A 14114-nucleotide genomic window follows, 5' to 3' on the forward strand; every position below is an offset into this window, starting at 1 on the left:
CATCATTCGCGCAGTTTTCAGGGTGTTTCACGCGGTTTTGCTTCCGTTCCGGTTGTTTCTGTGGTATGATGGACCCAGAAACGAACGACCGTGCGGCCTTTGGCAGAAGAGGAGGACGACCCCAATGAAAAAACGCATTCTCAGCTTGATCCTGGCACTGAGCATGGTGCTCTCCGTGCTCCCCCTGGGGGCCTTTGCAGAAGGCTCCAACGGCGACCTCGTCATCGGCTCGGACGGCTACCCGGTCGGCTCCAACGGCGGAAAAGACTTTTGCAGTGGCAACAATTGGGAGTACAGTAATTACAAGGGCACACTGCATCTGAGTGCTGGAACGTTTGATCTCAGTACCACAGAGCCTGTGAAGTGCAAGATTCAGTCGCGTGCGAAGATCACCGGCGGCACCTTCAATGAGGCAGTGAAAATCATCGCCGCAACGATCACCAAAGGCATCTTCAGTGGAACAGTGTACAACAGCGACGGAAAAATCTCTGGCGGAACCTTCCAAAGCACGGGCAGTGTGACAAACTGGGGCGAGATCACTGGCGGCACCTTCGCGGGTAGTGTGGAAAATAAGTGTGACATATACGGCGGCGTGTTCAACCGTAATGCAACTCTAACCGACGTACCAGATGGCTACTCCATCACCTGGGATAAAGCCTCCTCCAAAGCCAAGATCACGGAAGTCAACGATGTGTCTGCGGATTGGGCCCCCTACGTCGTCGTGACTGACGAGGCCAAGACGAAGGTTGTGACCATCACCGCCGACACTGACATCTACAGCCTGAACGGCTACCCCATCGACGGGAGCCCCTACACCAGCAGCTACCCCAAACCAAACGACAAGAAGACCGTGACCTTTACCATGCCGGACGAGAACGTGGTGCTCAGCACCGGCGAACTCGTCATGGGCGCGGACGGTCTGCCGGACTTTACCGTTTTGACACCACAACAAGGGGAAAGGTATATCGGCCACAACTGGGGTTACGATAGAAGCACCGAGACACTGATTTTGATGGATGAAAAGTTTGATTTCAGCTCCACCCATCCCCAAGGCAAGACCCCAGGAACACCGACCACAACGCCTGTGGCGTGTGCGATTAAGATTGAAGCGGGTGCGGAAATTACCGGCGGCATCTTTGAGAAAGAAGTGACAAACAAAGACGGAGGAACAATCTCTGGTGGTACCTTTGAAGGAAACGTGACAAACTACAACGGAACGATCTCTGACGGCACCTTCAATGCAACAGTGACAAACAACGACAGAGGAAAAATCACGGACGGCACCTTCAATGGAACAGTGACCAACAACGTCGGAACGATCTCTGGTGGTACCTTCCAGAACGGGTGCAGTGTGACAAACTACGGCGACATCGATGGCAAAGGCACCTTTAATGGAACAGTGACAAACAACGCCGGAGGAGAAATCTCTGACGGAACCTTCAAGGGCGATGTAGAAAACAGCGGCTACATTGAGAAAGGCACCTTCAATGGAGAAGTGACAAACAACACGTCAGGAACGATCTTTGGCGGCACCTTCAGGGGCCAGGTGGACAACAACGGCAAAATCACCGGCGGCATTTTCGCGGCGGGCCTGTCTACGACCCCCGGCACTGTGACTGGCGGCATCTTCAACGGCAAGACGGGGCTGACCGATGCCCTCCACGTCACCGTAACGAATGGCAGTGTGAGCCAAGTGAACGACGAAGGCCCGCGGAACGCGGATGGAACGACCGGCACGGCATGGGACCTCTACTCTTACAAAGACACCACCGTGACCATCACTGCCGACACTGACATCTTCAGCCTGAACGGCCAGCCCATCGGCACGGGCAACTGCAACAGCAGCTACGGCGTCGACAAGAAGACCGTGACCTTTACCATGCCGGACGAGGACGTGGTGCTGAACAAAGCGATCACCAGCACCGACCTCGTCATGGAGAACGGCTGGCCGAAGGATTCCAACGGCGGCAAAAACCCCTGCAAGGGCGACGGCTGGGAGTACATCCCCAATGACCCGACCAATGGCGACATGCTGCTTCTGACGGGCAGCAACCAGACCGGCGGGCTGTTCGATTTCAGCACCATCGGAGATGGTTCGGCGGTGGAGTGCAACGTCTTTGTGGGCAAGCCGACGGCCATCACGGGCGGCGAGTTCAACGGCAAAGTGTTCAACAACAGCGGCATTCTGGGCGGCACCTTCCACGGCGAGGTCGACAATATGGGACCGGGCCGCATCGTGAATGGCACGTTCAAGAACTCGGTCGAGAACAACGGCATGATCGAAAACGGTGCGTTCCACGACGAAGTCAAGAACAACGGCACCATCAACGACGGCACCTTCCACGGTGCAGTCGAGAACAACGGTATCATCAACGGCGGCACCTTCAACGGTGCAGTCGAGAACAACGGCACCATCAACGGCGGCGTATTCAACGGTGCTGTGACCGGCAACGGCACAGTCAGCGGGAACATCACCGGCAGCGGTACGCTGAACGGCGAGCCCATCACCAAGCCGGAGACCAAGCCGGAAACCAAACCGGAGACCAAGCCGGAAACCAAGCCCGAAACCAAACCGGAACCCACCACCTACACCGTGACCGTCATCGGCGGCACGATCGACGGCAAGACGTCCGTTTCCGCCAAGGAGAAGGACACCCTGACCGTGGTGCTGGACCAGAACGACATTCCGGACGGCATGACGTTTGACATGTGGAGCATTTCGTCGAGCAAGCTCAGCGGCGACATCAACGTCGATTACCGGGCCGAGGCCATGACTTTCAAGATGCCTGCCGAGGATGTGACCATCCGGGCGCAGTACCGCTCGGCGGAGATCATCGAGGATGCAGCGCCCTCTCCGCTGGCAACGGCGGCGACCATCGCGGTGGGCGGCGCAGCCGCAGGCATCGTGGTGTGGCAGGGCGTGAACCTGGGCGTAGACCTCTACCTCGCCAATGCGCTGCCCCAGGGTGTGCCGGTGCCGACCGACCGCCGTGCGCTGGCGCTGCTCCTGTGGGAGACCGCAGGCAAACCGGAGGTGGCTCTGCCCACCCTTTACGGCGATATCCCCGCCGAAGAGATCGAGCTGCAAAAGGCCACCCGCTGGGCGGTCCAGAACGGCCTGATGGACGCGGCCGACAAGAAGGATGCGTCCTTCTTTGACCCGGACCATTATGTCACCAAGATGGACGTCTTCGGCGCATGGCTCCGGCTCAAAAAGCTCCTCGGCACCACCTGAACATCCCCGACGCAGTGAGCGTCCCCCTTAACGCAAAGGACCTCCCGGCCCCCATGGGCTGGGGGGCCCTTTGTTTCAAAACGGAAAAATTCCGTTGCTTCTGGGAAAAAACATGGTATACTAAAGGAAATTGAGCGATCGGAAGGAGCCGCACCATGCTGGAAAAAGCATTCAACGACGTTTACACAAAATTCAAGCTGCACTTCTATCAGAACGTGTTTCAGCGCTTTGCCACCCGCGAGGCGACCCTGACCACGGTGGAGTCCTTCTGCATGGAGGGCATCATGGCCATGGGCGAGCCCACCATTGCGGAGTTCTCGCGGATGATGAAGATCTCTACCCCCAACGCGGCGTATAAGATCGGCAGCCTGATGCGCAAGGGCTACGTGGAAAAGATCCAGTCCGCCAAGGACCGGCGCGAGTACCACCTGCGCCCCACCCAGAAGTATTTCGAGTACTACAACATCAGCTATTCCTACCTGCACACCGTGGTCGAGCGTGTGCGGGAGCGCTTCCCCGCCGAGGACGTGGACAAAATGGAACAGATGCTCACCATCATCAGCGAGGAGCTGATGCCGGAGCTGGATCTGAAATCAAAGACGGAGGACGAATAAGCGCCGTTTCACCCCGTTGGAGTAAAACGGCCGGGGCAATTGCAATCCGTGCGCCGGAATGATACAATAGGAGCCAGCGAGAACCGCCGCCGGACGTTTTTCCGGCAAGTGTAAGAAAGAAGGCTTTTATCATGAGCATGAATACAGTCCCTGAGCGTCTGGCTGCGCTGCGCGCCGCCATGGACGCCAATGGCGTGGACCTCTACCTCATCCCGGTGGGCGACCCGCACTCCAGCGAGTATCTGCCCGACCACTACACCTCCCTGACCTATTTCTCCGGCTTCCACGGCGAGAACTCGAACTTCGTCGTGACCAGAGACAAGAGCGCCCTGTGGGCCGATGGCCGCTATTTTGTGCAGGCCGAAAAGGAGATTGCGGGCACCGAGATCGAGTTGGAGCGGATGGGTGAGCCGGGTGTGCCCACTGTGGAGCAGTACTGCGCCGATGCCCTGCCGGAAGGCGGTGTGCTGGGCCTGTGCGGCCTGACCGCTTCCTGCCAGCTGGTGCGCAGCGTACAGAAAGCGCTGGACGCCAAGCACGGCACCATCAAGACCCTGAATCTGGAAGATGAGCTGTGGACCGAGGGCCGCCCCGCTCTGCCGGAGACCCCGGCCTGGCTCCTGAGCAAGGAGTATGCGGGCTTTGCCCCCGCCGAGAAGCTGGAGCAGCTGCGGGCCAAGCTCAAGGAGCTGGGCTGTACGGCCCAGCTGGTGGGCAAGCTGGACAACCTGGCCTGGCTGCTGAACCTCCGCGCGATGGACATCCAGTGCACTCCCTACGCCATGGCCTACTGCTATGTGACCGGGGACCGTGCCGTCCTCTTCATCAACACCCGTCGTCTGGGCGCGGAGGCCGCTGCCGAGCTGAAGGAGAACGGCGTCGAGATCGCCGAATACGACGACATCCTCACCTTCCTGGCCACAGAGACCGAGACCCAGACCGTTCTGGCCGACCCGGCTTCCGTCAACTATGCGGTCTACGAGACCCTGAACAACAACCCGGCCCTGACCGTCAAGGACGAGGCCGACCCCCTACTGCCGATGAAGGGCGTCAAGAACGAGACCGAGCTGAACCACAACCGTGAGGCCCATCTGCGCGATGCCGTGGCTATGGTGCGGTTCCAGAAGGAGCTGGAAGAGCGTCTGGCCGCAGGCGAGGAGCTGACGGAGCTGACCGTGGACGAGATCCTCCACAAGTACCGCTCGGCACAGGACAAGTTCATCGTGGAGAGCTTCGGCACCATTGCAGCCTACGGCGGCAACGCGGCCATGATGCACTACCACGCCACCGAGGAAGACCACGCCAAGCTCGAAAAGAAGGGCTTTTTGCTGGTGGACAGCGGTGCGACCTACATGGACGGCACCACCGACATCACCCGCACCTACCCGCTGGGCGAGCTGACCGAGGACGAAAAGCGGTTCTACACCTGGACGCTGCAGTGCCATATCGACATTGCCAAGGCCGTCTGGCTGAACTACTGCGACGGCCACATGCTGGATACCATCGCCCGTGAGCCGCTGTGGCAGCACCTCATCAATTACCGCTGCGGCACCGGCCACAGCGTCAGCTTCGTGGGCAATGTCCACGAAGGCCCCCACGCTCTGAACGGCCGCAACACCACCGTGTTCCAGCCGGGCATGATCGTCACCGACGAGCCGGGCGTCTACGAGAGCGGCGTCGTCGGCATCCGCATCGAGAACGAGCTGGAGTGCTACCACAAGGCCGACAACCAGTACGGCACCTTCCTGGCCTTCCGCCCGCTGACCTTTGTGCCCATCGCCACCTCGCCTGTGGTGCCCGGCATCCTGACCAAGGACGAGATCGAGTGGCTGAATGCCTACCACCGCGAGGTCTTCACCAAGCTCGCTCCCCGCCTGACCGAGGAGGAGCGCGACTGGCTGGCCAAGAAGTGCGCCGCCATCGGAGCGTAAATAAGGATAAAAAGACCCTCTCAGTCTCGCTGGCGCTCGCCAGCTCCCCCGATGGGGGAGCTTTGATGCAGGTTCAACTCGACATCAAAACCTCGCCCTTTGGGAGAGGTGGCATTGCACAGCAATGACGGAGAGGGTTCTTTATCATTCCTGTTCCGGTTTGTGCTCTTTCCAGTAGGCTTTTGCCTCATCAATGGCCTTTTTGAACGGGCCGGAGGGGTAGGTGCTCTCGGCGATGTCCACCAGAAACTTGTACAGCTGGGGGCGCACCTCCTCATACATGCCCAGGCGGGTGTAGAGGTCTTTGTAATAGCGGAACACCTGCAGCTTGTTCTGCACCACGGTGGATACGTGGACCTGGGTGTGGCAGATGCTCTGCGGGTTCTGGACGTAGTAATAACCGGCCTTGCCGATGGAAACGAAGGTCTCGGCGTACTGGATATACCGCAGGTTGAAGACGAGGTCTTCGGCCCAGTGCATCTCGCTGACGAACTGGATGTCGTTCCGGGTCAGGAGGTCGCGGCGGTAGAGCTTGTTCCAGAGCACGCTGTAAAAATAGGAGGCGGGCTTGTCCATCAGGCGGAGGGCGAAGGTGTCCTTGTCATAAACGCCTGCGGGCAGAAAGCCGTACTCCCGCATCTCCGGGGGCCGGGCGACGCTCATGACGCCCAGCTCGTCCTGGATCTTATCGAGCACCTGTTCGGGCTTGGAAGCGCCCGCCGGGATGACCATTTTGTAAGGTGCGATGACGAGGTCGGCGGTGTGCTCCTCGGCCGCAGCCACGAGAGCGGCTGTGAAGTCCGGGTCGAGATAGTCGTCGCTGTCCACGAACTGCACATACTTGCCGCCGGCCAGCTTCAGGCCCAGGTTGCGGGTGTCCGCTACGCCGGAGTTTTCCTTGTCCACCAGCACGATGCGGGGGTCTTTGGCGCGGAACTCTTCGCAGACGGGCAGGCTCTGGTCTTTGGAACCGTCGTTCAGGATGATGATCTCGATGTTGGAATAGGTCTGTGCGCAGATGCTGCCCACGCAGCGGGCCAGATGGTTCTGGGCGTTGTACACGGGCAGGATGATGCTGACAAGGGGCTGATTCATGGCGGCGTCTCCTTTTCTGATTTTATAGTAACTATACTCCCGTGCGGCGCAAAATGCAAGCGCCCGGAAGGCCGGGCAGGAGGAAGGAATTGAAAAAATGATCTTTCACATTGCGGTCTGCAGCCCGGATGCGGTGCTGCGGGGGCGGGTGCAGCGGCACTGCCTTGAATATTATGCCCGCCGGGCCGATGCCTGCATCGTGGAACAGCTGGGGGATGCGGGGGCCCTGCTCCGGAAAGAGGACGCGGGCAGCCGGTTTGAGCTGTATCTCATCGAGCTGACAGCGGCAAACCCGGCGGCAGGTCTGCAGGCGGCGGCGCAGCTGCGGCAGCGCGGGGTGCGGGCACCGCTGGCCTTTCTGGCCCACACGCCTGCCTACGCCTACGAGGCGTTCCGGGTGGATGCGATGCAGTATTTGCAGATCCCCTTCCGGCCCGAACAGCTCACCGCCCTGCTGGACCGCGCCACCGAGCCGGAGTACGGTCCCGTCATCCCGGTGACAACGGCGACCGGCCTGCGGGCCCTCCCCTTTGCGGACATCGAGTATCTGGAATGCACCCACCATGTGGTGCATTTCCACCTTGCCAACGGCGAGGATGTGGCCTCGCTCTCGCTGCGGGTGCCCTTCTCCGAAGTGGCGAAGCCGCTGCTGGCCGACCGGCGCTTTTTGCAGCCCCACCGCTCCTACGTGGTCAACCTGGCGGCGGCATCGCAGCTGTCCGTGGGGGAGCTGTGGATGCGCAGCGGTGCCCGCGTCCCCATCCCCCGCGGCCGCGAAGCTGCCGTGAGGGCAGCCTTCCGGAAGTTTTTGGAACGGTAAACGATAGAAAAGAGGTCTTGTCCCACGGGCAAGGCCTCTTTTTGTCAGAACTTCAACTCCGCCCACCGGGTCAAGAACTGGTCGCTGACGCGGCGGAGGGCGGATTCATCGGCGGCGCTGGCGGCGTCGGCGATGCCGATGACGTAAAAACCTGCGTTGTGGGCGGTGCGGGCCGCGTAGAGGGAATCCTCGCAGACGGCGCAGCGGTGCGGGTCGGTGCCGCCGAGGCGCTGTAAGGCCGCGAAAAAGACGTCCGGGCGGCTCTTGTGCAGGGGGCCCTGGGCTTCGATGTAGAACTCGAAGCAGTCGTCCACACCCAGGCGGGTGAGCACTGCTTTGCACTGGTCGCTCCAGGTGTTGGAGCAGATGCACATCCGGGCACCCTCGGCCTTGAGGCGGGCCAGCAGCTCCCGCACACCGGGTTTTAGCTCCACGGTCTCGTACAGCTCGGCGATGACCGAGCGCATCACGCCGAAGTAGTCTTCCGGCCGCAGGGGCAGCGCGTACTCCCGGATGAGGTACTGCGCCCCGTCCGCCATGCCCATGCTCAGGAGCGTGGAGCGCAGGTCGGCCCTTGGGGTGCGGCCGTAGCGGCGCAGCAGCGCCAGCGGGGCGTTCTCCCACACCGCAGTCATGCTGTCGGTCAGGGTGCCGTCCATATCAAAGATCCATTGGTTGCAGTTCATGCAGTCCTCCTCACAGTCATAATTTACTAAATTATACCACGCTTTTTGTTCCAAAAACAGGGAGAAATTTTTCCGAAAATATGGTATACTTTTTGCAGGTTTGAATCGGACGACAAGGAGGCGTATTGGATGGCGCAGAACGATACCCCCAGAAAGGCGCTGGTGCTTGCCGGCGGCGGGGCCCGCGGCAGCTATCAGGTGGGCGTCTGGCGTGCCCTGACCGAACTCGGCTGGAACCCGCAGATCATCACCGGCACCAGTGTGGGCAGCCTGAACGGCGCGATGTTCGCGCTGGACCTGTACGAGACCGCACGGGATATGTGGACCAGCATCCGCAGCCAGGACGTGATGGAGCTGCCGGAGGAGACCCGGAACCTGACGGAGCTGCACCAGTTCCTGCGGGACGTGGTGCGCGCGGGCGGCATGGATGTCACCCCGCTGGAAGAGATCGTGGAGCGGGTGCTGGACGAGGACGCGCTGCGCGCCTCGCCCATCCGGTTCGGGCTCGTCACGGTGGAAAAGCGGGGCCTGAAGCCCCGTGAGCTGCCGCTGGAAGAGATCCCGAAAGGCAAGGTGAAAGATTACCTGCTGGCTTCGGCTGCCTGCTTCCCGGCGCTGCGGGCCAAACAAATCGACGGGGTGCAGTTTCTGGACGGCGGCTACCGCGACAACATGCCCACAGGGCTGGCCCAGAAAATGGGGGCCGAGGAGCTGGTCTGTGTCGATCTGGAAGGGGTGGGCATCACCCTGCCCAACCGCACCGGCCTGCCCACCACCATGGTGCGCAGCTATTGGGAGCTTGGCGATATCCTCCACTTTGACCCGGACACCGCCAGACGGAACATCGAGCTGGGCTATTACGACACCCTGCGGGCCTTCGGGCGGCTGCGCGGCTGTGCCTATGCGGTGGCGAAGAACGAGCAGACCGCACAGGATGCGGCCGCATTCCGGCAGCGGTTCGACGCCGTGCAGAAGGCGGTGAAGGCAAAGTACCCGGTGACACTGACGGCAGACCTGGCGCTCAAGCTGGCCAACATGCAGGACGCAGAGCTGGCCCCGCTGGAAGCGGCCGCCGAGGACGTGGGCGTGGACCCCACCCGGTATTACACTGTGGAGACGCTGGCAAAGGCGTTTCTGGAGACCTGTGACCGCACCCGCATCGAGGGGTTTGAACCGCTGTTCGAGGGCAGCGGAAACGCGGCGCAGGCCGCATGGGCAGCGCTGCTGCCCAATACATTCCTGCAGGCGCTGGTCTGCCGCACGCTGACTGCGCCTGCCCCGACGGAGGTGACGGAGGAATGAAAGTCTATCAGGGATATGCCGCCTCGTCCGGCCTGGTGCTGGGGCAGGTGAGCCGTGTGGAGCGCAGGACCGAGAGCTTCGGCACAGGGCCGTTCAACCCGGACCGGGAACAGCGGCTGCTGGACCGGGCCGTCAAGACGGCACAGGCCGAGCTGGACTCGATGGCTGAGCGCAGCGGCCCCACCGAACAGGCCATCTTCCTGTTCCAGAGCATGATGCTGGAGGACGAGGGCTTCATGAACGAAGTCCGGTTCCAGATCAAGGCAGGCGTCGGCGCAGCCGAAGCCGTAGACCGGGCCGGCCGCCGCTATGCCGACCAGCTGGCCCAGATGGAAGACAACGCCTATATGCAGCTGCGCAGCGTGGACATCCTCGATGCCGCCCGCCGCGTAGTGAACATCCTGACCAACCGCCCCCGCGTCTGGCTGGCGCTGGACCACCCCGTCATCCTGGCGGCAGAGGTGCTCATGCCGAGCGACCTGTTCAGTGTGCCCGCCGGAATGATCCTGGGCATCATCACGGCAGAAGGCAACAAGCAGAGCCATGCGGCCATTATTGCGCGGGCCATGCACATCCCCGGCATCGTGCAGGTGGGCAGCGATTTTCTGAACGACTGCGACGGCCGCACGGCCATCCTGGACGCCGACAACGGCGAGTGCATCCTCGACCCGGATGCCGTCACCCGCCAGCAGGCGATGTCCCGCATCTGCGAGAAGCAGTGGGAGAACGAGGAGATGAACCGCGTCTGCGCGCTGCCGTGCCGGACGAAGGACGGCCAGCCCTTTGAGCTGCTGGCCAACTGCTTCGGGCAGGAGGACATCGAAACGGCGCGGCAGTCCGGCGCGTCCGGCGTGGGTCTGCTGCGCAGCGGTTACATGATGCTGCCGGGCCGCCCGGTGGACGAGCAGGAGCAGTATGTGTTCTATCACTCCTGCCTGGCGGCGGCAAAGGGCGGGGTGGTCACGGTGCGCACCTTTGATTTTGGTGCAGACCGCACCATGGCCGACGCCCATCAGGGGCCGGAGTCCTCCAAGCTGGGCCTGCGGGGCATCCGCAGCAGCCTGCGCCGCCCCCATCAGTTCGAGACCCAGATCTGTGCGCTGTTCCGTGCGGCGGCAGACGGCCCGCTGCGGGTGATGTTCCCGATGGTGACCAATCTGGAAGACTGGGACGAAGCCATGAAGCTGGTGGAGCACTGCCGCCAGCACCTGCGGGAGCGGGGGGAGCGCTTCAACGAGAAGATGCCTTTCGGCGTCATGCTCAGCGTGCCGTCGGCCTGCCTGACAGCGGAAGAATTTGTGGCCCACGGGTGTGAGTTCTTCGTCATTGAGACAAACGATCTCATCCAGTATACCCATGCCGTGGACCGCGACCTCTCCATCGCCGAGCGCTACTACCGCCCGGCCAGCCACGCGATGAAAAAGCTCATCGCCATGGTCGTGGAGGCGGCGGACGCAGGCCAGATCCCCGTGACCATCTGCGGCCTGGCCGTCGGCAACCCGGCCAACACCGTGCAGTACCTGAAACTCGGCCTGCGCAGCTTCTCCGTGAGCCCGCAGAGCCTCATCAGCGTGAAGCGCGCGCTGCTGGAGGCGGACAGCCGGGATTGACAAAAATCTGATCCGTGTTCCATTGTACTTGCGGTGCCCTTTCGGCATACAAAACACCCCATGTGTTAGACAGTATACTGTCTAACACATGGGGTGAAGTTCGCCCTGCGGCGGAAAGCTCTTTTTCAGATCGTGATTCAGCCCTCGATGAGCTCGACGGTCTTCATCCGGACCGGGGTCTTGGGCTTGTCGTTCCAGTCGGTGGCGACTGCAGCGATCTTGTCCACCACGTCCATACCGGCCACGACCTTGCCGAATGCGGCATACTGGCCGTCCAGATGGGGGGCATCCTGGTGCATGATGAAGAACTGGCTGCCGGCGCTGTTCGGGCTCATGCTGCGGGCCATGCTGATGACGCCGCGGGTGTGCTTGATCGGGTTGTTGACGCCATTGGCAGCAAACTCACCCTTGATGCTCCAGCCGGGGCCGCCGGTGCCGTTGCCCAGCGGGCAACCGCCCTGGATCATAAAGCCGGGGATGACGCGGTGGAAGGTCAGGCCGTTGTAAAAGCCCTGACCGACCAGCTTCTTGAAATTCTCACAGGTGAGAGGGGCGGCTTCCTCATTCAGCTCAATGTCGATGACGCCGCCGTCTTCCATAGTAATGCGAACCATACTGTTCCAATGCTCCTTTATCTTGGCCCCTCAGCGGGGCATTTGCGGCAGAAGTTCTGCCAGAATCCTCTTATAGTATACCATACCTTTTGGCTTGTGCAACGGCACAGTTGCAACGTTTTTGTGAATTTGGGGGTGATTTTTATGATTTCCCGTCAAAAAGGGCCGGCCGCCTGCGTTTTGGACACAGCGCCTTCAATGATAAAACGTATCAAAATTGACCTGCCGATAGAACCGCTGCTGGAGCTGGTCGAAGCTCTCGCAGTTCTGGGCCAGCAGCCACATCACCTTTGTGACGACGGCTTCGATGGTCATGTCGTGGGCTTCCAGGAAGCGGAACCGGTTCCGGACCCGCTTGCCGACCTCGTAAATGCCCACATCGCTGCCCTCGTAGGTGACCTGTGTGGTTAAGATCAGGATCTTGCGGGTCTTGTCGTAATCGCCCAGATTCTCTGCAAAAGCGTCCATGAGCCGCTGCGGGATGCCGCCTACGCCGAAGCTTTCCACAATGACGCAGTCGTATTGTTGAAAAATGGCCGGGATGAGCTCCGGGCCAAGGCCGGGCGTCAGCTTGAGCAGAAAGACCTTGGGGTTCAGCGCCCGGCCAAACTCCACCGGGCCGGTGGGCCAAGGCGAGGGGATATACCGCACCAGCCGGTCGCCCTGCACCAGCGCCAACGCCGGGAAGTTGACCGACGCAAAGGCATCGTAGCTGATGGTCTTGTTCTTCTTGGCGCGGGTGCCCGCGATGACATGCCCGCCGAACACCACCATCACGCCCCGGCTGCCGGGGTCCAGCGCGCAGATGACGCTGTCGCGCAGGTTTTTCTTCGCATCGGTGATCTCGTTGGAGATGGGCTGCTGCGCACCGGTGAGGATGATCGGCTTGTCCGCATTCTGGATGAGGTAGGACAGCGCCGCCGCCGAATAGGCCAGCGTATCGGTGCCGTGGCAGATGATGAAGCCATCGTAGAGCGCATAATTCTCCTGCACGGCCCGCGCCATCAGCAGCCAGTGTTCGGGGCCGAGGTCTGTGCTGTCGATGCTGCACAGCGCCAGCGTCTCCGGGCAGCACAGCTCGTTCAGTTCCGGCAGATGGGCCAGCAGTTCCTCGCTGGTCAGAACGGGCCGCAGCCCCTGTGCGGTGCGCACACTGGCGATGGTGCCGCCGGTGGTGATAAAAAGCAAACGCTGCTTGGACATGTTCGGTGCCTCCCTGGGTCAAATTCAGTCGATTCAGTATAACACACTCGGCCCCGGATGAAAAGTGTGCAGTTTTGAGACCTGGTCACAGATTTTTGCGGGAAAAGGTGTATACTAGAAGAAAAACTTCAGGAGGCTTCCCATGCCCAACATCGTCATCATCGGTTCCGGCCCGGCCGGCGTGTCGGCCGCTCTGTACACGGCCCGCGCAGGGGTCGAAACGACCGTTCTCACCAAAGGGCCCGGCGCACTGGACCGCGCCGCACACATCCAGAACTACTACGGCTTTGCTGCGCCCATCTCCGGTGCCGAACTGGAACGCCGGGGCATCGAAGGGGCCAGAGCGCTGGGGGTGCAGTTCGTTACCACCGAGGCCGTGGGCCTGACTTACACCGACAAACTCACCGTCGAGACGCTGGCGGGCGAGTTCCCCGCCGATGCCGTCATCCTGGCCACCGGCGCTTCCCGCGCCGCGCCGAAGATCCCCGGTCTGGCAGGGCTGGAAGGCCATGGCGTGAGCTGCTGCGCCACCTGCGACGCCTTTTTCTACCGGGGAAAGGATGTGGCGGTGCTGGGCAGCGGCGAATATGCCCTGCATGAGGTACAGGCCCTTCTGCCGTTGGTAAAGAGCGTCACCCTCCTGACCAACGGGGCCCCGCTGACGGCACAGTTCCCGCCGGAGGTGACAGTCTGCCCCGAAACAGTGGACGCCATCCTCGGCGAACAGACCGTCACCGGTGTGCAGCTGAACGGCGGCCGACAGGTGCCCCTGTCCGGCGTGTTCGTGGCGCTGGGCGTGGCGGGCAGCACGGCGCTGGCCCGCAAGCTGGGGGCCGAAGTCGAAGGGAACCGCATCGTCGTGGATGAGAAGATGCAGACCACCCTGCCCGGCCTCTACGCCGCCGGGGACTGCACCGGCGGGCTGCTGCAGGTCGCCAAGGCTGTTTATGAGGGAGCACTTGCAGGCACCGAAGCTGCCAAAGCGGTGCGGAAAGGATAACACC

The 14114-nt window shown here is 61.5% G+C and carries 11 protein-coding genes; 7 read left to right on the forward strand and 4 right to left on the reverse strand.

What is annotated here, in order from left to right:
• The first annotated feature begins 124 nt into the window (after positions 1 to 124).
• The 3 genes from I5P96_RS01150 (at position 125) to I5P96_RS01160 (ending at position 5780) form a co-directional block, all read left to right on the forward strand.
• Entirely contained in the window at positions 125 to 3235 is a 3111-nt protein-coding gene (locus I5P96_RS01150) for a hypothetical protein (protein WP_223382794.1), read from the forward strand.
• A gap of 155 nt (positions 3236 to 3390) precedes the next feature.
• Entirely contained in the window at positions 3391 to 3849 is a 459-nt protein-coding gene (locus I5P96_RS01155) for a MarR family winged helix-turn-helix transcriptional regulator (protein WP_207686693.1), read from the forward strand.
• Between the two features lie 131 nt (positions 3850 to 3980).
• Positions 3981 to 5780, forward strand: a complete 1800-nt coding sequence (locus I5P96_RS01160) for an aminopeptidase P family N-terminal domain-containing protein (protein ID WP_223382795.1) — start codon at positions 3981 to 3983, stop codon at positions 5778 to 5780.
• Between the two features lie 144 nt (positions 5781 to 5924).
• On the opposite strand, the gene I5P96_RS01165 is transcribed toward I5P96_RS01160, so the two are convergent.
• A complete protein-coding gene (locus tag I5P96_RS01165) occupies positions 5925 to 6875 on the reverse strand; it encodes a glycosyltransferase (protein ID WP_097791766.1) in 951 nt (316 codons plus the stop codon).
• A gap of 97 nt (positions 6876 to 6972) precedes the next feature.
• On the opposite strand from I5P96_RS01165, the gene I5P96_RS01170 reads away from it, so the two are divergent.
• The gene (locus I5P96_RS01170; protein WP_223382796.1) at positions 6973 to 7695 is read left to right on the forward strand and encodes a LytR/AlgR family response regulator transcription factor; all 723 of its coding nucleotides are present in this window, start codon (positions 6973 to 6975) and stop codon (positions 7693 to 7695) included.
• A 44-nt stretch (positions 7696 to 7739) separates the two neighbouring features.
• Here the strand turns inward: I5P96_RS01170 and I5P96_RS01175 are convergent, their stop codons facing one another.
• The gene (locus tag I5P96_RS01175) at positions 7740 to 8381 is read right to left on the reverse strand and encodes an HAD family hydrolase (protein ID WP_223382797.1); all 642 of its coding nucleotides are present in this window, start codon (positions 8379 to 8381) and stop codon (positions 7740 to 7742) included.
• 129 nt (positions 8382 to 8510) lie between these two features.
• On the opposite strand from I5P96_RS01175, the gene I5P96_RS01180 reads away from it, so the two are divergent.
• The gene (locus I5P96_RS01180; protein WP_223382798.1) at positions 8511 to 9683 is read left to right on the forward strand and encodes a patatin-like phospholipase family protein; all 1173 of its coding nucleotides are present in this window, start codon (positions 8511 to 8513) and stop codon (positions 9681 to 9683) included.
• Positions 9680 to 11293 carry a phosphoenolpyruvate--protein phosphotransferase gene (locus tag I5P96_RS01185; protein ID WP_097791770.1) on the forward strand — a complete coding sequence of 538 codons (1614 nt, stop codon included), beginning with the start codon at positions 9680 to 9682 and terminating at the stop codon, positions 11291 to 11293. The genes I5P96_RS01180 and I5P96_RS01185 overlap by 4 nt, the downstream gene beginning before the upstream one ends.
• Before the next feature lie 137 nt (positions 11294 to 11430).
• Here I5P96_RS01185 and I5P96_RS01190 read toward each other — a convergent pair whose 3' ends face one another.
• Together I5P96_RS01190 and I5P96_RS01195 are read right to left on the reverse strand one after the other, a co-directional pair.
• A complete protein-coding gene (locus tag I5P96_RS01190) occupies positions 11431 to 11907 on the reverse strand; it encodes a peptidylprolyl isomerase (protein ID WP_097791771.1) in 477 nt (158 codons plus the stop codon).
• Positions 11908 to 12102: 195 nt separating this feature from the next.
• Positions 12103 to 13110 (reverse strand): asparaginase, encoded by a 1008-nt coding sequence (locus I5P96_RS01195; RefSeq protein WP_097791772.1) that lies wholly within the window; start codon positions 13108 to 13110, stop codon positions 12103 to 12105.
• Between the two features lie 142 nt (positions 13111 to 13252).
• Here I5P96_RS01195 and I5P96_RS01200 point away from each other — a divergent pair, with 142 nt between their 5' ends.
• Entirely contained in the window at positions 13253 to 14110 is an 858-nt protein-coding gene (locus I5P96_RS01200; RefSeq protein ID WP_223382799.1) for an NAD(P)/FAD-dependent oxidoreductase, read from the forward strand.
• Positions 14111 to 14114 lie beyond the last annotated feature (4 nt).

This window comes from Faecalibacterium prausnitzii (assembly GCF_019967995.1).
Classification (GTDB): Bacteria; Bacillota; Clostridia; order Oscillospirales; family Ruminococcaceae; genus Faecalibacterium; species Faecalibacterium prausnitzii_E.

Excerpts from the sequence above, each read along its gene's own strand:
- I5P96_RS01160 (WP_223382795.1), top strand. The coding sequence starts at position 3,981 with ATGAGCATGAATACAGTCCCTGAGCGTCTGGCTGCGCTGCGCGCCGCC.
- I5P96_RS01200 (WP_223382799.1), top strand. The coding sequence starts at position 13,253 with ATGCCCAACATCGTCATCATCGGTTCCGGCCCGGCCGGCGTGTCGGCC.
- I5P96_RS01190 (WP_097791771.1), bottom strand. The coding sequence starts at position 11,907 with ATGGTTCGCATTACTATGGAAGACGGCGGCGTCATCGACATTGAGCTG.
- I5P96_RS01180 (WP_223382798.1), top strand. The coding sequence starts at position 8,511 with ATGGCGCAGAACGATACCCCCAGAAAGGCGCTGGTGCTTGCCGGCGGC.
- I5P96_RS01175 (WP_223382797.1), bottom strand. The coding sequence starts at position 8,381 with ATGAACTGCAACCAATGGATCTTTGATATGGACGGCACCCTGACCGAC.
- I5P96_RS01165 (WP_097791766.1), bottom strand. The coding sequence starts at position 6,875 with ATGAATCAGCCCCTTGTCAGCATCATCCTGCCCGTGTACAACGCCCAG.
- I5P96_RS01195 (WP_097791772.1), bottom strand. The coding sequence starts at position 13,110 with ATGTCCAAGCAGCGTTTGCTTTTTATCACCACCGGCGGCACCATCGCC.
- I5P96_RS01185 (WP_097791770.1), top strand. The coding sequence starts at position 9,680 with ATGAAAGTCTATCAGGGATATGCCGCCTCGTCCGGCCTGGTGCTGGGG.
- I5P96_RS01170 (WP_223382796.1), top strand. The coding sequence starts at position 6,973 with ATGATCTTTCACATTGCGGTCTGCAGCCCGGATGCGGTGCTGCGGGGG.
- I5P96_RS01150 (WP_223382794.1), top strand. The coding sequence starts at position 125 with ATGAAAAAACGCATTCTCAGCTTGATCCTGGCACTGAGCATGGTGCTC.
- I5P96_RS01155 (WP_207686693.1), top strand. The coding sequence starts at position 3,391 with ATGCTGGAAAAAGCATTCAACGACGTTTACACAAAATTCAAGCTGCAC.